At 62.7% G+C, this 21,494-nt stretch carries 18 protein-coding genes; 5 read left to right on the forward strand and 13 right to left on the reverse strand.

What is annotated here, in order from left to right; genetic code table 11:
* From AC1DWA_RS10530 to AC1DWA_RS10555, 6 genes are read right to left on the reverse strand one after another with little or no spacing between them, the layout of a single operon-like run.
* Window positions 1–789, reverse strand: coding sequence for an SDR family NAD(P)-dependent oxidoreductase (locus tag AC1DWA_RS10530; protein WP_021345962.1), 789 nt, complete (start codon window positions 787–789; stop codon window positions 1–3).
* A complete protein-coding gene (locus AC1DWA_RS10535) occupies window positions 779–2,524 on the reverse strand; it encodes an N-acyl-D-amino-acid deacylase family protein (protein WP_477846005.1) in 1,746 nt (581 codons plus the stop codon). Before AC1DWA_RS10535 ends, AC1DWA_RS10530 begins: the two co-directional genes overlap by 11 nt.
* Window positions 2,521–4,182, reverse strand: coding sequence for a steroid-24-oyl-CoA synthetase (gene casG / locus AC1DWA_RS10540; RefSeq protein WP_477846006.1), 1,662 nt, complete (start codon window positions 4,180–4,182; stop codon window positions 2,521–2,523). Before casG ends, AC1DWA_RS10535 begins: the two co-directional genes overlap by 4 nt.
* 19 nt (window positions 4,183–4,201) lie before the next feature.
* Window positions 4,202–5,242: an NAD(P)-dependent alcohol dehydrogenase gene (locus AC1DWA_RS10545; protein WP_020909584.1), complete on the reverse strand. Its 1,041-nt coding sequence runs from the start codon at window positions 5,240–5,242 to the stop codon at window positions 4,202–4,204.
* Entirely contained in the window at window positions 5,239–6,393 is a 1,155-nt protein-coding gene (locus AC1DWA_RS10550) for an EstA family serine hydrolase (RefSeq protein ID WP_042953259.1), read from the reverse strand. The genes AC1DWA_RS10545 and AC1DWA_RS10550 overlap by 4 nt, the downstream gene beginning before the upstream one ends.
* Window positions 6,390–7,778 carry a flavin-containing monooxygenase gene (locus AC1DWA_RS10555; protein WP_175470368.1) on the reverse strand — a complete coding sequence of 463 codons (1,389 nt, stop codon included), beginning with the start codon at window positions 7,776–7,778 and terminating at the stop codon, window positions 6,390–6,392. Before AC1DWA_RS10555 ends, AC1DWA_RS10550 begins: the two co-directional genes overlap by 4 nt.
* Before the next feature lie 167 nt (window positions 7,779–7,945).
* Here AC1DWA_RS10555 and AC1DWA_RS10560 point away from each other — a divergent pair, with 167 nt between their 5' ends.
* The gene (locus AC1DWA_RS10560) at window positions 7,946–8,602 is read left to right on the forward strand and encodes a TetR/AcrR family transcriptional regulator (RefSeq protein ID WP_477846007.1); all 657 of its coding nucleotides are present in this window, start codon (window positions 7,946–7,948) and stop codon (window positions 8,600–8,602) included.
* A 3-nt stretch (window positions 8,603–8,605) separates the two neighbouring features.
* Here the strand turns inward: AC1DWA_RS10560 and AC1DWA_RS10565 are convergent, their stop codons facing one another.
* The gene (locus AC1DWA_RS10565) at window positions 8,606–9,178 is read right to left on the reverse strand and encodes a TetR/AcrR family transcriptional regulator (RefSeq protein ID WP_046379538.1); all 573 of its coding nucleotides are present in this window, start codon (window positions 9,176–9,178) and stop codon (window positions 8,606–8,608) included.
* Window positions 9,179–9,214: 36 nt separating this feature from the next.
* Window positions 9,215–10,330, reverse strand: coding sequence for an agmatine deiminase family protein (locus tag AC1DWA_RS10570; RefSeq protein ID WP_182261577.1), 1,116 nt, complete (start codon window positions 10,328–10,330; stop codon window positions 9,215–9,217).
* Between the two features lie 174 nt (window positions 10,331–10,504).
* Here AC1DWA_RS10570 and AC1DWA_RS10575 point away from each other — a divergent pair, with 174 nt between their 5' ends.
* Window positions 10,505–10,819, forward strand: coding sequence for a hypothetical protein (locus AC1DWA_RS10575; RefSeq protein WP_042953267.1), 315 nt, complete (start codon window positions 10,505–10,507; stop codon window positions 10,817–10,819).
* A 30-nt stretch (window positions 10,820–10,849) separates the two neighbouring features.
* Here the strand turns inward: AC1DWA_RS10575 and AC1DWA_RS10580 are convergent, their stop codons facing one another.
* A complete protein-coding gene (locus AC1DWA_RS10580; RefSeq protein WP_477846008.1) occupies window positions 10,850–12,436 on the reverse strand; it encodes a helix-turn-helix domain-containing protein in 1,587 nt (528 codons plus the stop codon).
* Window positions 12,437–12,607: 171 nt separating this feature from the next.
* Here AC1DWA_RS10580 and AC1DWA_RS10585 point away from each other — a divergent pair, with 171 nt between their 5' ends.
* The 3 genes from AC1DWA_RS10585 (at window position 12,608) to AC1DWA_RS10595 (ending at window position 15,444) form a co-directional block, all read left to right on the forward strand.
* Window positions 12,608–13,438: a siderophore-interacting protein gene (locus AC1DWA_RS10585; RefSeq protein WP_020971219.1), complete on the forward strand. Its 831-nt coding sequence runs from the start codon at window positions 12,608–12,610 to the stop codon at window positions 13,436–13,438.
* A 74-nt stretch (window positions 13,439–13,512) separates the two neighbouring features.
* Window positions 13,513–14,598 (forward strand): ABC transporter substrate-binding protein, encoded by a 1,086-nt coding sequence (locus AC1DWA_RS10590; protein ID WP_020971218.1) that lies wholly within the window; start codon window positions 13,513–13,515, stop codon window positions 14,596–14,598.
* A gap of 258 nt (window positions 14,599–14,856) precedes the next feature.
* Window positions 14,857–15,444 carry a sugar O-acetyltransferase gene (locus AC1DWA_RS10595; RefSeq protein ID WP_037137108.1) on the forward strand — a complete coding sequence of 196 codons (588 nt, stop codon included), beginning with the start codon at window positions 14,857–14,859 and terminating at the stop codon, window positions 15,442–15,444.
* An 11-nt stretch (window positions 15,445–15,455) separates the two neighbouring features.
* Here the strand turns inward: AC1DWA_RS10595 and AC1DWA_RS10600 are convergent, their stop codons facing one another.
* The 4 genes from AC1DWA_RS10600 to AC1DWA_RS10615 form a co-directional block, all read right to left on the reverse strand.
* A complete protein-coding gene (locus tag AC1DWA_RS10600; protein WP_021333345.1) occupies window positions 15,456–17,003 on the reverse strand; it encodes an ATP-binding cassette domain-containing protein in 1,548 nt (515 codons plus the stop codon).
* Window positions 17,003–18,634 carry an ATP-binding cassette domain-containing protein gene (locus AC1DWA_RS10605; protein ID WP_477846009.1) on the reverse strand — a complete coding sequence of 544 codons (1,632 nt, stop codon included), beginning with the start codon at window positions 18,632–18,634 and terminating at the stop codon, window positions 17,003–17,005. The genes AC1DWA_RS10600 and AC1DWA_RS10605 overlap by 1 nt, the downstream gene beginning before the upstream one ends.
* 132 nt (window positions 18,635–18,766) lie before the next feature.
* Window positions 18,767–19,660: a ChuX/HutX family heme-like substrate-binding protein gene (locus AC1DWA_RS10610; RefSeq protein ID WP_264613519.1), complete on the reverse strand. Its 894-nt coding sequence runs from the start codon at window positions 19,658–19,660 to the stop codon at window positions 18,767–18,769.
* 46 nt (window positions 19,661–19,706) lie between these two features.
* On the reverse strand, window positions 19,707–21,479 hold the full coding sequence (locus AC1DWA_RS10615) for a sulfite reductase subunit alpha (RefSeq protein ID WP_438472592.1): 1,773 nt from the start codon (window positions 21,477–21,479) through the stop codon (window positions 19,707–19,709).
* Window positions 21,480–21,494: the final 15 nt, after the last annotated feature.

Raw genomic sequence — 21,494 nt, forward strand, 5'->3', positions numbered from 1 at the left:
CTAGTTGCCCAGCGTCGTCAGATCCGGGTAGTTCGAGACCTCCCAGCCGCCGTCGACGACCAGACTGGTTCCGGTGATGTACGAGGCGTCGTCGCTGGCGAGATAGAGGCAGGGGCCTGCGATCTCGTCGGGAGTTGCCGCTCGGGACATGGGAATTCGGCTGAGAAACATGTCGCGGGCGGGTTCGTAGTTCATGACCGGCGCGACCAGTGGCGTGTCGACCAGGCCGGGTAGAACGGCATTGACCCGGATCCCCGACGCAGCGAGTTCGATCGCGGCATTCTTGCTGAACATCTCGACCCCGGCCTTGCCTGTCGCGTACGCGCTCCCGTAGGGGCTCGGTACGTGCGCGTTCAATGAGGACACGTTGACTATCGCACCACCGCGACCGTGCTCTCGGATATGCCGCGCTTCATGTTTGGTGCAGAGGAAGACGCCCTTCTGCACCAGGTCGATGGTGAAGTCCCAGTCGGCCTCGTCGAGGTCGACGATCTGCCCCACCCTCGACGCCCCGGCAACGTTGAAAGCCAGATCGATACCGCCGAATTCCGCAGCCGCAGCGGCAATAGCCTCGGCAACATCGGATTCCTTGGTGACGTCAGCGGGAACAGCGAGGAAAGACGCGCCGTGCTGGGAGGCTAACTCCTTCAAACCCTCTGCATCGATGTCAATTCCGGCTACCTGTGCGCCTTCGCCGATAAGTCGTAGTGCGATGGCTGCACCGATACCTGATGCTGCGCCGGTGACAACCGCGGTTTTGCCGGCAAATCTGGACGTGTTAATGGGCACCTGCTTTCAAGAACTTTCCGGTTCGGCGGTTGCCGAGAACGGGTGCTGCTTCTCCGTCGCCGAAGACGTACTCGCCGCCGACGAACACTGCGGTGACGGTCTGATCGTTGCGATTGACCATGCGGGAGAGGTTGTCGTACTCCACGACCGGACTTTCGGCGTACGCCTCGAGTGAATCGTCGAGATGGGCGGGATCGATCACAACCAGATCGGCGCGGTCACCTAATCGAAGGTGCCCGGCATCGACGTCGTACCACTCGGCCAGTTCGCCGGTGAGGCGATGCACCGCTGCCTCGACGGTCATGAAGGGACGGCCGACCTTTTGGGCATCGTAGACACGTCGTAGTAGTCGTAAGCCGAAGTTGTAGAACGCCATGTTGCGCAAATGCGCTCCGGCGTCGGAGAACCCGAGTTGGACGCCGTTGTCCTGGGCGAACTTGTCCAGAATCTCCGGCCGGTGGTTCGAGATGGTTGTGCGCCAACGCACTTTCGTGCCGTGTTCGAGGACCAGATCCAGGAATGCATCGACAGGGTGGAGGCCGCCTCGTTCGACGCCGACCTGCCCGAAGCTCTTTCCGACAAGGGATTCGTCGGGGCAGGAAACGATTTCGGCGTCGAAGAAGTCGCGGTGCCAGACTTTGACGCCGAATTTTTGATCGTAGTCCTTGCGGAACTGTCGACGGTACTTCTCACTCTGCATCAGGACGTTGCGTTCCATCTCGTCGGTCAGATGCAGTGCTGCAGCGCCGGATCCGAACTCCTCGAAGACAACCAGGTCGATGCCGTCGGCATATACCTCGAAGGGAACTGGCAGGTGCTGCCAGCGCAGGTCGCCGCCGAGTCGATTGACCAAGTGTGCCAGTGGGCCGAGGATCACCACGGCCAACTTGTTGGACTTGATGTCGGCCGCCGAAAGCATGCTCGTCTTGAGTCGCTTACGCCAGATACCCGCACTGGAGAACGCCATCGCTCCGGTACTCATCGGGTTGGAGAGGTCAGGTCCGGCCTGAAATACCCGTTCTCGGCGGCGCAGGATCGCATTGAGTCGGCGTCGTTCTTTCGTGGTTGCATACGTCGACGGCAGCGTGCGTGAGCGGCAGGTCTCACCGTCGAGTTTGTCGAACAACAATTGCTGACTGGACATCCCGACGAATCCTGCGTCGAGAGCTTCGGTCAACTGTGCTTCCATCGACGCGAGTTCGGTGTCGGTGGGGTGCACGTCCTTCCGGGTAGCACGATCCAGTCCCATCTCGGCGGCTCGCATGTCGGAGTGTCCGATGAAGGCTGCAACATTGGGACCTAGCGGAAGCGCCTCGAGCGCAGCAACATACTCTCTCGCGGAGTTCCAGGTCTTGGCCCGCGTGAGTGCTTCGACGACGTGCTTGCGTGGGATAGCTTCGACGCGGCCGAAAAGGTCGCCGGCGTCCGACGGGCTGGCGTGAATGGTGGACAGGGAACACGATCCGACAAAGATCGACGTGACCCCGTGTCTGAGAGATTCGCTCAGCGCCGGGCCTTCGAGGATCTCGACGTCGTAGTGAGTGTGGATGTCCACGATGCCCGGGATCACCCACTTGCGCCGCGCGTCGATGACACGGGGACAGTCGGTTTCGTCGAGTGGATCGAGGGAGATGGCAGTGACCAGCCCGCCTCGGATACCCAGATTGCGGACAGCTGGTTTCGCCCCGGTGCCGTCGAACCACAGACCGTTGTTGATCACGGCGTCGTAGGTCATGAGATAGCCACCTTTGCGCGTATCGTCTTCCCGGTTGCATTGCGAGGCAGAGGAGTTGTGCTCAGTTTCCACTTCACCGGCACCTTGAAGTAGGCCAGTCGTTCGGCGACATAGTCGCGTAGTTCTTCTTCGGTCGCCGCTCGCTCGCTGCGAAGAACGACAACGGCCGCCACTTCTTGACCGAGGTCTGCCGAATCAATGCCGATCACAGCGCATTCGAGTACCGCGGGATGCTCGTCGATGCACTGCTCGATTTCGAGGGGGTAGACGTTCTCGCCGCCGCGCAGGATCAGATCGGACCGGCGGCCGGTCAGGCGGAGTCGGCCGTCTTCGAGAACTCCGAAGTCGCCGGTTCGGAGCCATCGGTCGGGACCGATGGCGGCAGCAGTTGCAGTCTCGTCGTTCCAGTATCCCGACATCACATACGGACTGCGAGCGCAGAATTCGCCCTCCACGCCGTCGGGAACCGCAACACCGAAAGGATCACGGACCTCCACACTCACACCGATGATGGGCCGTCCGAGAGTTCCGGGGAACGCGGCGAGTTCTGGTGGCGTGGCAACCGAAATGCCGGTGGAGGATTCGGTGAGCCCGTAGCTGTCGACCAAGGTGTGCTGCGCAAAAGGCAGTCGTGCGCGCAGGCGGTCCTGCAAGGCCGGAGATGACGGCGCAGACGCGAGTGCGAAGGCGCTCAGTGAGGTCAGGTCGTACTTCTCGAGACTGCCATGTTCGAGGAGACGGGTTGCCATGGTGGGGACCACCGCCCAGTTGGTGACCTTCTCGCCTTCGACAAGGGAAAGGACTTCGTCGACGTCGAAGGCGCCCTGGTGGATGACCACGGCTCCGCCCGTTGCGAGTCGTGGGATCGCCAGGTTATGCAGGCTTGCGATGTGAAACAGCGGCGCGGTCAGTAGATACCGCAAGTCGCTGGGTCGGCCGTCGCTGGGTCGGCCGGTGAACGCCGCAGCGAGGCGATCGCTGTAGCGGTGGTAGTCGATGACGGCCAACACGTTTCGATGAGTGTGAACGGCTCCCTTGGGGCGGCCGCTGGTTCCGCTCGTGTAAAGAATGACGGCGGGATCGTCCTCGTCGACGGACGTGCGGGGCAGTGCCGAACCCGAATACTTCTCCATCAAGGCCGGTAGATCTTCTTCCATCGTGAGCACGGGAACATCGGTGTTCACTTCGGAAAGAACTTGTGCGCGTTTGGCGTCGGCGATCACCACGGTGGGAGTGGTGTGATCGATGCCGTATTGCACTTCACGGGCCACCCACCACGAGTTGAATCCGACGGCGATGGCGCCAAGCGACTGAGCCGCCCAGAAGGTCATCACCCATTCCGGCGTATTGGCGGCGAGAATGCCCACCCGATCGCCCTTGCGAACGCCGTAACGCTCGCGCAGCGCGGTGGCCAATGCTGCTACGGCCTCGCCGTGCTCGAGGTAGCTGAAGCGCCGGTCCTTGGTCACCAGGTAGTCGCGTGATCCGTAATCGAAGGATGCAGCGAGCACGTCGCCGAGTGCCTTGTCACGGTTCTTCATGACGGGCATCGAGCTGCCGAGTACATCCTCGACTTGCATCTCGAAAGGCCCACCGGGGCCGGTCAGCCCAGCCATGACGGACGCGATGAATGCTTGTGTATCAGCGGAAGTAGTCACGTGAAGTGCCTTTCGAAGATTAGGGTACGAGCACTGCGCGTCCGGTGACCTTGCCGTGTTCGAGACGGTCGAGTGCGTCTCGCGCATCGGCGAGGTCGAAGCGGGCTACTTCTACCGTTACCAGACCGGCCTGTGCCAGGGCGATGGAATCGACGAGGTCGTTTCTGGTGCCGCCATAGGATTTCCGGATCGATGCGCCCCACGGCCAGCCAGGTCCGCCGGCAGCTTCGGCTGTGATTCCCGGGTTTCCGCCTCCGAGACCCACCATGCGATACGCGCCGTTCGGCGCAACCGCTTGAACGGACATCTGTGCAGTTGCGTCGATACCGACGAAGTCGAAGATGACTTCTGCGCCTCTGGCCGACGTGAGGTCGAGGATGTGCTGCGCGGTGTCCGGTCCCGATTCGAGCGTGATGTCGGCGCCGCAACGTTTGGCGAGATCGAGTTGATCCTGTCCGACATCGACGGCGATGATGCGCACGGCACTGATTGCCCGAAGTATCTGTACTGCAACGTGACCGAGTCCGCCGACGCCGATCACGACGGCGGTGGCACCGGGCTGGAGATGTTCGCGTGCGCCGCGAATGGCGTGGTAGCTCGTCAGTGCCGCATCGGCGAGTGGTGCGGCCTGCAGGAAGTCGAGGTCTCCGATGGGTACGAAGGAGCGAGCCGGGATCTTGACGTACTCGGCCATCCCGCCTTCGGGACCGAGCCCGGGGCAGGGCGGCATCGCGGTGCGTCCAGCGGCGAGGCACATGTTCTCGTTGCCGCTCATACATTCTCGGCACTGTCCACAGGACCAGCACAGGTAGACGACGCCACGCTCTCCGACGGAACGGCCGTCGACGCCACTCCCGACGGCTTCGATCGTTCCGGCAATTTCGTGGCCGATGGTCAGCGGTTCTTCGCGCATCTTGTACGGAAAGTGCAGGAGATGCAGATCGGAGTGGCAGATTCCCGCTGCGCCCACCCGAATCAGCAGTTCCGATGGACTGATCTCGGGGATCGGCACGTCGTTGATCTCGAGGAGACCAGGCCCCATGAGCTGAGCTGCCTTCATGAACTGACCTCGCTGATCTCGGAGTTGTACGCAGCGCTCAGATAGGCGTTGCTGCGGTCGGACCCGATCAGACCGGGTGCCATCTTGTTCATGACGTAGGCGAAAGTCATCCGGCGGTCCAGATCGTTGACCAGCATCGAGCCGCCGATACCGGCCCACCAGCAGGCGCGTCCGTCGGGAACCAGGGGTGCGGTATCCGGGTGCGGCAGTCCGTATCCGATGCCGAACTTGAGCGGAGTCATGATCCCGAGGTCGATACCGTCGGCTTGGATCTCGAAGATCAGGTCGATGGTGCTCTGCGAGAGCAGCTTCTGGCCGTCGAGCACACCACCGTTCGAGATCACGGATTGGATCCGAGCGATAGAACGTGCGTTGCCGTGGCCGTTGACTGCGCCGATCTCGGCCTCCCGCCAGGGCGCGGTGTTGACCTCGGGGTAGTCGAGCAGTGGGCAGGTCAGGGTCTTGATGAAGATGCTGTCCTGGTCGAGCGTGGACAGGTCGAACTCCAACGCGGGCGGCGGAACCATGGTGGCTATTCGACCGAAATGCTCTGCGGACGTGCCGATGTGGAAGTCGGCTCCCAGTGGACCGGCAAGCTCTTCGGCAAAGAACCTGCCGAGGGTCCGACCGTCGATGCGACGAATGACCTCACCGACGAGATGGCCGTAGTTGATCGCGTGATAGCCCGACGCGGTACCTGGGGTCCACCAAGGCTTCTGGGTAGCGAGGCGAGCGGTGGACGTCTCGAGGTCGTAGATGTCCTTCAGCTCGATCGGGCGCTCCCAACCGGAGACGCCAGACGTATGCGACAGAAGGTGGCGAACTTCGATGTCTTCCTTGCCGTTTACCGCAAATTCGGGCCAGTAGTGAGCAACCTTCTGGTACACGTCCAATTGGCCGCGTTCGACCAGCAGGAGCGCACACAGAGCCGTCATGGTCTTGGTGATGGAGAAGGTGTTGACGATGGTGTCCGGGCCCCAAGGAGTGGTACGGGATTCGTCGGCGTATCCGCCCCAGATGTCTACTACGGCTTCTCCGTCGACGGTGATGGCGATGGAGCCACCCAACTCCTCACCGGATTCGAGTTGCGCCTCGAAGGCGGTGCGGACGGCTTCGAACTCGTTGTTGCAGTGACCGTTCACCGTGCTCATGCGCGATCCGCCTTCTCGAGTTCGTGTGCTGCTGCACGCGCCGCAACAGGTAGTTTGTTCCCCGAGGCCGCGGCACGCTTGGTGCCCTTGGCAATTTCCTTGTTCATGTTGCGGACGTACGGGTCGAACTCGAGCTGAATGGTGTGGCGCGGTGACTTGTAATAGGGGGCGAGGAAGTACGCCTCGTCGGCCTTGGTGATCTCCTGCATCTCGTTCGCGGACGGCAGTTGGTATTTCCCGGTCAGGTAGGCGGCAACGAGCTTGCTCTGCTGCTCGGCGAAGTTGACGAGCGTCGGCATGGGCTGAGCCAGTCCCATGAAGAAGAGGTTGTCGATTCCGGGCTTCATCATGCGTTTGAAGAGTGGGAAACGGTTGTCTTTGTCCGGCAGCAGGTTCGGGTCGTCGAAGAAGGGGAAGCTGATGTTGTAGCCGGTGGCGCAGACGACCACGTCGACGTCCTCCGCGGTGCCGTCGGCGAAATGAACCTGCTTTCCGTCGAGTTTGGTGATCGCCGGCTTGAAGGTGATGTCGCCGGACCCGGCGCGTCCCAAGAACTCGCCACTGGCTGACGGATGTGCCTCGAAGGGGCGGTGGTCCGGCTTGGGTAGTCCGTAGCCCTCCATGGTTCCCAGGTTCTTGCCGAGGAATCGACGACTCAGGAACAGGCGCAACCCCCGAGGCATCCAGGGCGGGGTGATCAGTTTGTCTCCCGGCACGCCGCCCAGGTATTTCGGCAACACCCACACGCCGCGGCGTGCCGAGACGATGAGCTTGTCGGCGAGGTATCTCTGCCCCAGTTCGGAAGCAATGTCCAAGCCGGAGTTCCCCATTCCGACCACGACAACTTTCTTGCCGCGCATGTCGATCGGATCGAACGGGTCGTTGTAGCTGTGGCTGTGCATGAGGACGCCGTCGAACTCGCCCGGGTAATCCGGGATGTTGGGATCCCAGTGGTGACCATTGCAGACCATCAGGACGTCGTAGGTGCGGACTTCGCCGTCCGAGCGCGTGATCGTCCACAGTCCGTTTGCATCACGCTCTGCGGCAACAACACTGGTGTTGAAGATGATCGACTCACGCAGGCCGAAATGCTCGACGTAGTCCTTGAAGTACTGGAAGAGTTCGGAATGGTGGGGGAAATCGGGAAGGTCAGCAGAGACCGGGAAGTCCTCGAATGCCAAGCGCCACTTCGACGTGTCGATATGCAGGCTCTGGTAGCAGGCCGACATTCCGTTGGGGTTCTTGTAGTACCAGTTTCCGCCGACCTCGTCGGACGCTTCGTAGCAGTCGAAGGGTATTCCGAATTCCTTCATTCGCTTGGCCGTCGTGATTCCGGTAGGCCCGGCGCCGATGATGCAGACGCTCGGCAAGGGGGAGGGGCTCATTCGCCATCGCTTTCTGTTCTGTCTCGGGCGTGCGCGAAGAAGAATCGAAGCCCGAGAAGTGACTTGAGTCATAGTGCGCCATTCGCTGACGATGTGTCAATGAATGACGCAATGTTTTTTGATGACGGTGAGTCGGTGATTTGCCAGGAAGTCGAAATGCGAGCAAGGTGGGCGACGTGAGCACGACTACCGATGGCCCGAAGAACAGGCGGGGAACCCTTCGCGACGAGCAGAAACGCGCGACGCGGGCCAAACTCATGGACGCCGCACGCACTCTGTTCGAGGAACGGGGATACGCGGCTGTCACGGTCGACGACATCTCCTCGGTCGTCGGATGCAGTAGAGCCACGTTCTACGTGCATTTCGCCAGCAAGGTGGAGATGCTCAAGACGATCGGCGCGGCCGGGATGGCGGCGAGTGCGTTCGCTTTCTACATCGATCTCGATCGGGTCCTCGACACGAACTCTCGCGTGGAGTTCACCGCATGGCTGGAACGTGCCTTCGACTGGTTCGACGAGAACAAGCGCCTGCTGCCGGCGTGGGACGAGGCCGTGGCACTCGAACCGGAGTTCCGCGAGACAGCGCGAGACGGTATGACCGAACTACCGAATGCCATGCCCAAGTATCTGGGTCGGTGGCCGGTGGAACAGCATGACGAGGCGAGGTTGCGCGTCGAATTGCTCGTGAGCCAGCTGGAGCGATTCTTCACACGCTGGGCCGTGCAGGGGACGATCGACGTGACTCGGGTGCAGGCGGCCGAGGTTCTGACGGACATTTGGTTCCCGGCCCTGTCGCCGGAATCCAAGGGCGGCGGCGAGCGGTAGGGGCTAGCTCGGATCGATCTCCACGCTGATCGCACCGATGAGGAGTTCTCTTGCTCGTTCGATGGAAATCGAGCCGCTCAGCCAGCGTTCACTCAGGCCTTCGACCAGTGCAGTGAGTCGTTCGGCGGCGTCGGCCGGGCTTGCCTTCGGATCAGCGAGGCCGACGTCCTGAGCTTGCCGGATCAAGGATTCGACGTCGTCTGCCCATTTCTGCGTTGTGGTACGTAGTGATTCGCGTAGCTCGTCTGCGAAGACGGCGCTTGCCCGAAGTTCGCCCCATGCAATGCTGTTTTCGCGAATCTTCGGCGAGTTCTGAAACTCCAGCAGGAGCATCTGGTCGAGCTGCGCGCGCGGGTCTGTTTCCGTGAAGGCATCCTCGGTGTACAGCGCGGCGCGATCGTTGATGTGATCGAGGGCCCGGCGCAGCACACCGGCGCGGTTCTGGAAGTGGTAGTAGATCAGCGCGGTCGACACCCCCGCCTCGGCGGCGAGCGTTTCCACCCTCAGCCCGCGCACGCCGTGCTGGGCGATGACGCGGACTGCCGCTTCCAAGATTTCCGTTTGACGGTTCGACACGAGTCCGAATTCTACGAGGGTGGTCGGGACGGGCTTCTAGTCCGCAGGTTCCTGCTGGGTGGTGCAGTGAATGCCGCCACCACCGGCGGCAATGGCGTCGATGTTGATCTGCACGACGCGACGGTCGGGGAAGAGGCGCTCCAATTCACTTCTGGCAGCCTGGTCGGCCTCGGGATCACCGAATTCAGGGGCGATGACTGCTCCGTTGCACACGTAAAAGTTGATGTATCCGGCTGCGAAATCATCTGATTCGAACTGCGGCCTGATCGAAACAGGTGCCTCGAGAACAACCACTTCCAGCTTCCGCCCCTGGGCGTCGGTCGCGTTCTCGAGAATCTCGAGGTGGCGTGCGGTCACGTCGTGGTCGAAGGACTCCGGATCCGTGTCGAGGCCTGCGACCACGACGCCTGGTCGCGCGAAGCGGGCGTAGAAGTCCGTGTGGCCGTCCGTGATGTCCTTGCCTGCGATTCCCGGTAGCCAGATGATCTTGTCGACGCCGAGCAGGGGACCGAGTTCGGCTTCGACGTCCGACTTCGACCATCCCGGGTTGCGGTTGTTGTTGAGGACGCAGCTTTCGGTGATGATGGCTGTTCCTTCGCCGTCGACCTCGATGCCGCCGCCTTCGAGGATCAGGTCGGTAGGCAATGATTCGACTCCCGCGCGGGCGGCGACAAACGCTGCGACTTGGCCGTCCTGATCAAAATCCTGCTTCTCGCCCCAACCGTTGAAGTTGAAATCGATACCCGCTTTGGTCCCGTTGCCTTTCACGAATACGGGGCCGGTGTCGCGCATCCAGAGGTCGTCGAGAGGGGCGGCGATCAGTTCGACCGATGGGCCGACGAGGGTTCGTGCCAAGTCCAGTTCCTCGGAACGGACAAGCATCGAGACGGGCTCGAACTGCGCGATAGTCTGCGCGATCGTCGCGAGGTTGCGCTGGACCTCGGGCAGGAGGGCGGCTCCCCAGATCGCTTCACTGGCGCCGAACGCCATCCAGGTGCGCTTGTGCGGATCGCCCTCTTCCGGCATCACCCACTCGCGAAGATCGTCGCTGCCATTGCTCCCGCCCGAGGCTGAGTCGGAATCGCCGCAACCTGCCAGGAAGAGGCCACTGAGCGCGGCTGCGCCTGCCTGTATGAACCGACGTCTGTGCATTGCGGTGACTCCTTCTGCTTCTCGCGGGCTCGCGTGGTCTTGGAGGAATCTGTTCATCGCGCGCGAGTGGGGCAACATCCAGCTACTGTTCGATCACACCAGGTGCGTCTGGCGCTCACTTGCTTGCACAGAGACTAGCTCCTGACTGAAAATTTAGTCAAGAAAGTAGTGATCATGAACGATGACATTCGGGATACCCGCCAGCCGATGGTGACTTCGCTTGGCATCATCTTGGGGTTCTTGCTGAACTTTTTGGCTCAGTGGGCAATTCGCGACGACGGCAAAGCGCCAGTGGAAACCACGACGGACTGGGTCATCGTGGTCACACTGTTCACAGCCGTCGCTCTGATGCTCATAGTTCTCTTCCGAACGCTGAGTAGCTCGTATGAAGTGGAGCATGCTCGCAAGAGGTACCGCAGTATTCTGCGTCTCTACTTGTTTGCCATCTCGCTGGTTTTTGCCGGAATGGCTGCCGCACTGTTCGTGTAGTGGGAACTGAAGGAATTATCCGACGGAAGGTCACGAGTCGATGAGTCCTTCGACCGTTCCTCGCCATCCGCGGCGCTGGTAGTCCCGGGGCGACATGCCGTGAGCCGCGATGAAGACCTTGGTGAATCCGGACGCGTGCGCGTATCCGAGTCGACGGGCAGTCTCTCCGGCCGCGAGGCCCTCCTCGAGATAAGCGCGGGCGAGGGTCATCCGCAACTGACCGCGCCAGCGCGGGAAGCTCTGGCCGGTGGCCGCTACGAAGTCTTTGAGGAGCAAGTCCTCGTCGACGCCGAGCCGAGCGCTCCAATCCGGCAGCGTGCGCGAATCGGCGGGGTTCTTCCGGAGTGCGGCAAGGATCGTTTCGACTGGATCGGCTTGATCGCCGCTGGGTAGGGGTGCTGCCGCGGCACTTCGAATCAGCCTCGCGATCCGGGCGGGGTCGTGGATCTCGGGGCGCAGGTGGGTGTAATTCGCGACCACCGTGTGCAGCAGATACGCCTGCGCTTCGCGCGCGAAGTGCAGCACACGTGGGGGCGGTGCGGTGACGGGAGAGGCACCCGGCTGGGATCCGAGGGGAAGTAACAAAGAGCCTTCGGCGATCTCGACGCTGTTGCGCACTCCAGCGGGAAGCCACATCGCGTCACCCCGTCTCAGATTCCAGGTTCGGTCGCCGAAAGTGACCCGGGCGGAGCCTCGGTAGATCCAGACAACGACGTGAAAGTCGTTGACCCGTGCCCACGTTCCACTTGCGGGGATCGTCGGGGGTGCTGGTGCCGATCCTGACCGGGCGCCTTCTTCGGACAACAATGCAACGCCCTGTGCCAGGGTCTCGTCTTCACGGGGCGGCGTCGGGCGCCGGTTGGCGCGTGCGTAGTCGGTGGGTGTCATGCCGGTGTGTTCTCGGAAGGCGCGGGTGAAGCCCGCGGGTGTCGCGAATCCGACCTGGCTACCCGTCCAGCCGATTTCGCGGCCGGCGGCCAGATATGAGGTCGCTGCCGCGATCCGGGCCGAAGTACGCCAGCGCACGAATGACAATCCCGTTTCCTCGGTGAATCGGCGCTGCAGGGTGCGGACACCGATCTTGAGTTGCTGGGCGAACCGGGAAAGTTCGGTGTCGTCGGATGGCGTCCGCAGCAGCGTGCGTGCGATCTCGAGGGTTTCGGCCGAGCGTGGCAAGCGCGGTGGCGAGTATGACGGGGAGTTGTCGTCCGCGTCGGAGTGAACACCCGCGACAAGCTCGATCAGTCCGGCTCCCGCTGCCGTCTCACCCCGAAGAAATCCCAAGTTGTGCGCGAATTGGTGGACGAGCCAGTCCTGCCAGTCTGCTGGGATCTCGAAGTCGATGACCCGGTTCAACGCGGGCGGCAGGTCGGCCGCGGGCAGTGGGATGGGAAATGCGACCGCGCCCGGATCGACCCGGATGCTGTACGCGATTCCCGCCGGTACCCAGATTGCCGCCCCCGCAGTCACACTGCGGGTACGGCCGCTGATCTGCAATTCTGCGCGCCCGGTATGTACCCAGAACAGCAGTGGCTCGCGTTCATTCGCGGTCGAGGCGAGCCGAGCAGCGGGGATCTCGGGGACTTCGCCTGCGGGGAACACCAACCGTGGTCCCACGATGCCCTCCCGACGTCGATGCATTCTCTTCCAGCCGACCGATGAGTGTAAGAAGTCGGCACGCACGGATAACACTAACTGATTAGGGCAGGCTAGCTTTATTTATTGGCCCTCCCGTCGTGATCGAACGTGGGCCGGACCCCCGTCCGTGCGCTTCCGAGGAGACTTTCCGTGCCCCGAAACACCCGTCCGACAACGGCGTACCCCGTTACCTTGCGTGAACTCGAGGTACATCGGGTGACAGAGGTGACGCCGGGCATGCGGAGAGTGACGCTCACCGGAGCCCAACTCGACACCTTCACCAACGCCGACGGAATTGCCGAACCCGCCTTCGCGAGTACGGGCTTCGACGACGACATCCGGTTGCTGTTCACCTACCCCGGCGAAACCGACCCGGTCCTGCCGGTAATGGTCGACGGCAGTGTGACTTTCGCTGCGGGGCGCCGTCCGCTTGCCCGCGCATACACCGTGCGCCGCTACGATCCGCAAACAAGGGAACTCGACGTCGATTTCGTTGTTCACGGCGACGGAGTGGCTACCACCTGGGCGCGGGACGCCAGCCCGGGCGACCGAATGCACATCGCGGGCCCCTCTGTATCGCAGGGACTCCCGGAAGATTACGAGTATCTGCTGGCCGTCGGTGACGAGACCGCGTTGCCGGCGATCGCACGTCTGCTCGAGGAATTGCCCGCCGATGCCAGGGGGCATGTGTTCGTCGAAATTGCGGACTCGGCTCACATCCAATCGGTGCGCGAGTTGTCCGGGGTGAGTGTCACGTGGTTGCCGCGCGAGGGGGTCGAGCCCGGCGCTACTACTTTGTTGCTCGACGCGGTCAGTGCTGCCGAATGGCCTGACGGACGCGTATTCGCTTGGCTTGCAGGCGAACAGGCGACGGTTCGCTCGCTTCGGCGTCATTTGATTCGTGATCGAGGAATTGCGAAGACCCACATCGATTTCACCGGCTACTGGAAACGCGGCGGGGCCGTTCGGGCAGATTCCTGACCTGGCTCCATCGCTCACCCAACACCCTTCACCTCAGCAACACCGAAAGTGCTCGATAACACCGAAAGGCAGAAATGACAGTCCTGCGCACCAGACGATCACGGATCACCGGACTGATCGGGGCCGCGCTCGCCGCAGCGCTCCTCGTAGCCGGGTGCTCGGCCTCGGCCGAAGACTCGAAAACGGCATCCTCTCCCGGTTCGGAGGGGAACGCCCTGCCCGCTGCGGAAGGAACGACCACCTACCCGCTGACCCTGGAATCGCCATACGGTACAAGTATTCTCGAGAAGCGACCGGAGCGGATCGCCGCCATCGTGCCCAACGCCGTCGACACGGAAATGCTCCTCGCGCTCGGCGTCAAACCTGTCCTCTCCTCGTCGATGGTGAAGGAATCGGCTTCCCAGTCGTACTTGTTGCCTTACGACGCAGAGAATCTCGACACCTTCGAGTTCGCGATGGGCGGAACACTTCCCGTCGAAGCGATCGCCGCGAGCGAACCGGACCTCATCGTCGCCGTCGGCTGGGCTGACGGCCTGGGTGGTTTGTCCATGGGTGATTACTACGAGCGTTTGTCCTCCATCGCGCCGGTGGTGACGAGCCCCGACACGAAGTCGCGGATGCTCGTGCCGTGGAAGGAGTCGATCCGTGTTCTGGGCGAGACCCTCGATCTCTCGAATGCGGCTGAAAAGGTTGTGGCAGAGCATGATCAGTACTTCGCCAAAGTGCGTGAGGAAAACCCGCAACTCGCGGGTCTGACTGCGACTTGGGCGATCTTCTACGGCACGGGCAATGGGTTGCAGTATCTTTCAGCGCCAGGTTCGGCGCCGGCAACATTCCTGGGTGAGCTTGGTTTCGCCGAGAATCCGCGTGCGAAGGAGTTCGTCACCCAGAGCACGGTCGGAGAGGAACTTCTCGAGAACATCGATGCGGATTTCCTGCTGATCGGTCGCAGTGCCGCCGGCAGCGAAGAGGATTTCGACAAGCTGACCGGCGGGAAGCTCTTCCAAGCTCTCGGCGCTGTGTCCTCCGGTCATTGGGTTGGCCTGCCTCCTCGCACCGCCGACGGCGGGGATGTTCTGTGGGCAATCACGAGCGGTGGCCCGATCGGAACGACGTGGGCGGCTGAACATATCGTGCCGCTCATCAGCGCGAAGCTGTAGGCGTACAACTGGAGAACGGGAAAGCACTCACCCGTCGCCACATGATTGTGTGGCGACGGGTTGTTCGTACAGCAGGTGTCCCGGGTTGGGGTCACCGATGGAACAAAAAGTCGCGCAACCCGGGGTGATCGGTCCGGCGGTAAAGGTGTGCGATCTCGTTCGCCGTCCGGGCTGCATTGGAGCCGCCCTGTTATAGCGCTCGGTGGGGTGCGGTGTGCCCAGTCGGAGTGCGGTGGCGCGGTGTGCGACGATCCGCGGGTGGGAGAACAGGCGGATCGTCTTGCTCGTGGCGAGTGGTATCTCGATGATGACGAACTGCGGGAACGGCGGCTTGAGTGTTGGCGTCGACTCGACTCGTTCAATGGGGCTGCGGCGGACGACGATGCTGTCCGCTCACGGGCTCTCGCCAGCCTTTTTGGTGAGGTAGGTGACGGAGCTTTGGTGGTGCCGCGGTTCCAATGCAGCTACGGACACAACATTCGGCTTGGAGCCAACGCATTCGTCAACGCGAACGGGTTCTTCATGGATGATGCGCTGATCACGATCGGTGCGGACGTGAGGATCGGGCCTGGAGCCCAGCTGATGACAGCGTTGCACCCTGTCGATGATCATCGACGGCGCCGCGAGGGATGGGAGCGAGCCGCTCCGATCGTCATCGGCGAGAACACGTGGCTCGGTGCCTCCGTCACCGTCGGTGCAGGAGTTTCGATCGGTCATAACGCCGTGATCGGTGCCGGAAGTGTCGTTTTGCATGACATTCCCGATCACGTCGTTGCTGCTGGATCGCCTGCAAGGGTTGTCCGTCGTACACCTGCCGAAGTAGAAGGACTGCAACGCGAGCACTAGGGCTTGCGATGTCAGAGCGTGATCGTGCGGGTGGGCTCCCAGATGGCGGGGTCGCGGTGGGTGACGACGAAGACGGTAGCCGCCACTTCCCGCACGGCGCCGGCGATGCGGCGCTCGGTGCCCTCGTCGAGAGCCGAAGTAGCCTCGTCGAGCACCAGGACGGGAGCGTCTTTGAGGAAGGCACGAGCGATCGCCACCCGCTGACGTTCGCCACCGGAGAGAGCGGATCCTTGGTGACCGATGTCCTGATGAATGCCGAGCGTCGAGCGGTCGAGAACGGCGCCGAGGGCAGCGCGCCTGGCGGCTTCCTCGATCTGGGTTTCGGTAGCGCCCGGTCTTCCCAGTCCGATGTTCTCGCCGAGCGTGCCCGAGAACACGAGTGGATCTTGTGGCACGTAGCCGATGTGAGCAGCCAGGTCGTCGTATGGCAAGTCGCGCAATGAAACTCCGCCGAGAGTGACGCTGCCTTCGTCCGGGTCGTCGAAGCGCATGAGCAGCCCGAGAAGGGTGCTCTTCCCCGTACCCGAGCGCCCTGCGACGAGAACACGCTCCCCGGCGGGGATCTCCGCGTTGATGCCGCGCAGAACCGGAGCGTGGTCCACTCCTACGACCTTGATGTCAGTTCCAACAAGGAGCGCGGCGTCCTGGGACGCGGGCTCGGGTAGTGCGGGAGCCGAAGTCGCGGCCCGATAATCGCGAACCGTTGCACGCAGTTCATTGACTCCGATTCCGGCCAGAGCGAGTTCGTCGAGCGGGGCAGCGGCGCGGGCGGTGAGGATGACGAGCGCTAGAGCGGCTGCGGGATCGTCGAATCCGGTGGCGGCGAGGAAGATCACTGCGCCTGCCAGCGGCACAATAGTGGCGATCGCCGAGATGAATGTCGCTGGTGCCGCGGCGAGATTGGTCCGTGCAAGCGCGGTTTCCTGATCCCGCCAACTTCTCTCGATACGTTCGACGGAACGTGTGGGACCGGCTGCCGTGCGCAGTAATTCGAGATGATCGGTGAGCTCGAGAGTCGACTGCGTTGCTGCGAGTTCGGCCTCGTGCCGGCGCGCGTCCGCTTGGCTGAGAGCGCGTTGGGCGAGCGTCTGAGCCGCGAGCGACACTGCGAGCAGTCCGCCGACCAGCAGCATGACGCCTAGCCCCGCGACGACCGCGATCCCAGGAAGCAGGAGCAGCGGAATCAGCGGCGTAACGAGGAAGGTCTGAAGTTGGTGCGCGGGAACGCTCATCAGTGACGGGATTCCGCGCCCGGCGACGGTGGCGAGCAGCGCCCGGTTGTCGTCGGTGAACCACGACAGCTTGGTGCGGGCGAAGGCGTCGCCGAGCGCATCGTAGAGATCGCCGACGAGTCGAGCCCCGGTGAAGTAACCACCCCGCGAGACCAGGACGGTCACGAAGAGAGCGATTGCGGCCGTGGCCAGCACGAGAACCGGCGACCGGTGATCAGCGATCGAGAGGGCGAGGGTGGTGTACGCGATCGCCTCGAGGACAGCAACGGACACCCAACCGAATCCGATGGTGATCAAGCGGCGACGGGCTGCATTGGCGCTGTTCATTATTCGGCTCCAGTCAGGGCGGCATTACGCGAGGCGGCGTTGTGCGAGTTGGGACTGTCGAGGTCGAGTCGATCGTCGGCGTCGTCTGCAAGAGCAGGGTCGTGGGTGACGATCACGATCGTCTTCCCTTCAGCGTGCGCGAAGTCGCGCAGTTCCTTCAGCAGTTCGGCCGCTGTCCGATCGTCGAGCGCACTGGTCGGCTCGTCGAGCAGCAGTACTGCTGCGGGCGAGAGGAATACCCGAGCGAGCCCGACTCGCTGACGTTCTCCGCCGGAGAGTGAAGTGGCGTCGGTGTCGAGGCTGATGTCGATCTGTGCCCGGCGTAGTGCGGCGTTGTATTCCGCGTCCGTTGCATCGGGGGCGGCCAGCGCGATGTTCTCGCGCACCGTGGCCGGCAACACGTCTGCGCCCTGGGGTGTGAGCAGAATGGACTGTGGCCGCAGGTTCTCGTCGATCGTGAGGACGCTCTGGCCCGCGTAGCGGACGGTACCGAGTTCCGGGATCTCGAAGCCGGCCAGTGCTTTCAGGAGCGTCGACTTGCCCGCTCCACTCGGTCCCGTGATCGCAGTGATCGCGGCTGGGCGGAATGCATGCGTGACGCCGTCGACGACTCTGCGGTCCGCGATCATGACAGTCAGGTCGACGATCTCCAGGCGGTCGGAGGGACTCGACGCCGGAACGGTGAGTGCTTCACCGGCAGGGAGGGTGGGTTCGTCCAGGGCAGCGGCGAGCCGGACTGCAGCAGCGCGTCCAGCCGCGACGTAGTCGAGGCCGTGCCCGAGCCGCAGGGCCGGTGTCACGATTGCGAGGCTGAAGAGAATAGTGGCGGCCAATGTCGTTGCATCCCAGCGATATCCGACGGCATAGGCGATCGCGAACGTCGCCGTCGCCTGCATGAGGGCAACCGCGACGGCCGCGGGGGTAGCCACGAGTCGAACGCGCTCCTGCATTCCCCGGGTGAACCGTGCTGTCGATTCTGCATAGTCGGCGGCAGCGCCGGTCTGCGCGCCGTAGATCCGGCAGACGTGGATACCGCGGGCATAGTCGTCCACGGCGGTCACGATGCCGCCCATGACATCCGCACTTTCGGCGCTGTGCCGAGCGGCCATTCTGGGGATTACGAACACGTAGAACAGTGCTGCCACGATGCCGGGAGCGAGAGCGAGAAGCGCTACGGGGCCGGCTGAGGCAACCAGTACCGCGATCGTGACCGCCGGGACCACGATCAGTGTCGCGAACTCGGCCGGTAGGTGCGCAGTCATATGGTGCAGCGCCGAGATGTCGTCCGAAACGAGCCTCCTCAGTGCGTCTCCGCTGTAGCGGGACAGCGTGCTTGCGGGCAGTCGAACGAGATGAGCTGCGAGCTGGCGTCGAAGCCTGGCCTCGAAGAGCGACTCGGCGTGATGCGAGAGCCACGACGACGTGGCCGCGAGCGTTACCCCGGTGAGCCACAGCCCACATGCCCACCCGGCCCAAGTCATCGACGGTTCACCGATGAGTTGCACGACGCTCCAGAGCGCACCGAGCATCGCGACCCCTGACGCTGCCGCCGCGAGCACCCCGGCGGCCAATGCAGGCAACGCCGGGCGCAAAGCCGGGACCAGCGACGGTTCGACGAGAGGGCGGGGCATGGATAACTCCTTGAATCAGCGTCCGGGTGCAGACACGACAAATGACCGAAACCCAAGGCTAGGCTTCGGTCGTCACGTCCAGTTATCGCGATGCGCCGATTTCTTACACCCGAATGGGTCGTACTTCGGTCTTCAGGATGCGGCCGAAATGGAACTCATGACGTCTTCCCATACGGCCATGACCGCGGATTCGGTTGGGCCAGTCTGAGTGAACACGGCTACGCACTTGCGGCGGAAGTCGTACACCTCGACAGACGTCGTCAAACCGTGCACTCCGTGGGTGCGGGTCAGCCAACACTCCGAGACGCCGTTCAGATCGATCATCGTTCGGCAGGTGTCCGAGGCTAGAGTCAATGTCCCGCCGAACATGGCTGCGGCGTCGAGGTGACCGCGGTGAATCTGCAGGCAGCCGTTGCCGGCGACGACTGTCGTGACGGGTAGTTGATGGTAGGACAGGTGCTCCATCCCGGCAGCCATGAGGTGAGGATCGATTCTCCGGTAGCCGAGGGCACCCAGAGCGACCAAGCCGCTACGACGTTCGCTGCCGCTGTCCGCGAGGATGAAGTCGAGCTGTGTCAGCTGATCGGCCTCGGCCCAAAAGGCGGGAGTATTCGATGTCTGGGCGGGAGGGCTTGTTTCCCTCACAGTGCTCGGTGCAGTTCGCATCGCTTCGAAGGCGAGACGATCCGAGGTCGGGGTCAAATACGTAGTGTGTGAACTCGATCCGTGGGTATCGAACATCCGAAGCGTCGGGGGCAGGTGCTGTTCTGCGTCAGTGGTCACCACCGAACCGAGGGCGGAAGGCTTCAAACGTAGGGAGACAAGTCCCGGCGTGCAGACCAGCGGATCGCCGGGAACTGTTGGAACGGCGTACTTGCCCGAGTCGTTGACAGCCACCGGACCTGCAACGGTGATCGCTACGGCGTCGTCCAAGAGCGGCAACATTTTGCCGACTACCTCAGGTGCGGTGTCGATCAGTCCGCCGCGGAATCCTGGACGCGCAAGTAGTGCGTCCAGGTCCGACATACGCGCCAAAGCTGCGCAACGGCATTCGCCACGGTGCGGGCACATCTCAGTAGACATCCCGTAGATACCGCTTCGATCGTTTGAGGTTGTTGACGTAATCCTCGGCGGCGTCCGCATCCAACCCACCGTGCTCGGCGACCACCTCGTGCAACGCGTCGTCGACGTCCTTTGCCATCCGGGTCGCGTCGCCGCAGACGTACACGTGCGCACCGTTTTCGAGCCAGTCGAACAAGTCTCGGCCCTGCTCGCGCATACGAGTCTGGACGTAGATCTTCTCGGACTGATCACGCGAGAATGCCAGATCGAGACGCGTCAGGACACCGTCACGGGTCAGACCGTTCAACTCGTCCTCGTAGATGAAGTCACTCGACTGATGCTGATCGCCGAAGAAAAGCCAATTCTGCCCCGACACGTTGCGTGCGCGACGCTCGTGCAGGAAAGCGCGGAAGGGTGCGATACCGGTGCCGGGTCCGATCATCACGACGGGAGCAGTGTCATCGGCAGGTAGGCGGAACGAATTGTTCTTGGAGACAAAAACTCCGACCCGATCTCCCTCGCCGACGCGGTCCGCCAGGTACGTCGAGCAGACGCCGCCGCGGTCCCGCTCGCCCGAGCGGTAGCGCACACTCGCTACCGTCAGATGCACGGTGCCGTCGTGGGCCAGCGGGCTGGAGGAGATCGAATAGACCCGATGTTGCAGCGGGCGCAGAAGTGCAAGCAGATCTTCGGGATTCAAGCGAATGCTGTTGTCCAACTGCAGGAGATCGAGAACGTCCTTGCCCCACAGCCACGCATCGAGCGCTTCCCGATCTTCCGTGTCGAGAATGTGCTGCAGTTCGGCGTCGCCACTGCGTCGGGCGATGTCTTCGATCAAATCGCGCGAGGGAATCGAGATCTCGTAGTCGCTGGTCAACACCTGGTCCAACGGTGCGGACGAGCCGTCCTTCGCGGTGACGACGTAGTCACTGCTCGCACCGATCTGAAGGATGATCGCCTCGACGAGAGCGGGGTCGTTGATCGGGCGGATGCCCAATCCATCTCCGGCCTCGTAGTCCAGACCGTCCTCGCCGAGCGCAAAGGTGAAGTGGCGGACTTCCTTGGCGGAGTCCTCGCCGGACAACAGTCGGTTGGCGAGGACGGTTGCAGGATAAGGGTTCTTGCGAGTCCACTGGGACTTGGTCTTCGTCGGAGTGGACGCAACCGGCGAGGCAGCGGCCCCCGCATCACCGTCGACACCGGCTACCGCAGCGACCGCCCGAACGATCCACTCGGCCGCCGGATCCTCGTAGTCGACGTCGCAATCGGTGCGGTCGACAACCCGGGACCCGCCGAGTGCTTCGAATCGGGCGTCGATGTTCTTTCCCGACTGGCAGAACCCGTCGTAGCTGGTGTCACCGAGTGCGAGTACTCCGAAGTAGAGACCCTCCAGCCTGGGCGCACTCTCGGATTCGACTGCATCCCAGAACAGCTGCGCGTTGTCAGGCATCTCGCCCTCGCCGTAGGTGGAGGTGATGACGAGCACCCGGCGCATGGCGGAAAGTGCATTGATATCCACGGTGTCCAGACCCGCGACAAGTGGTTCGAGACCGTGGGCACGAGCAGCTGCGGCCGCGTCTTCGGCCACGGACTCCGCGTTGCCGGTCTGGCTTCCGTAGAGGATGTGCACTGCTGCGCCGGCAGTTCTCTCCACTGTCGCTGTTGCAGCACCGGTTTGACCGGGCATGACAGTTCGTGAGTGTAGACCGGCCAGGAATCCGGAAAGCCACGCGCGTTGGTCGCCGTTGAACGGTGCGTATTCGGGGATGTACGGGATTTCCATTTTGAAGCTCACCTA

It is taken from the genome of Rhodococcus sp. P4_F3_2 (assembly GCF_056401335.1).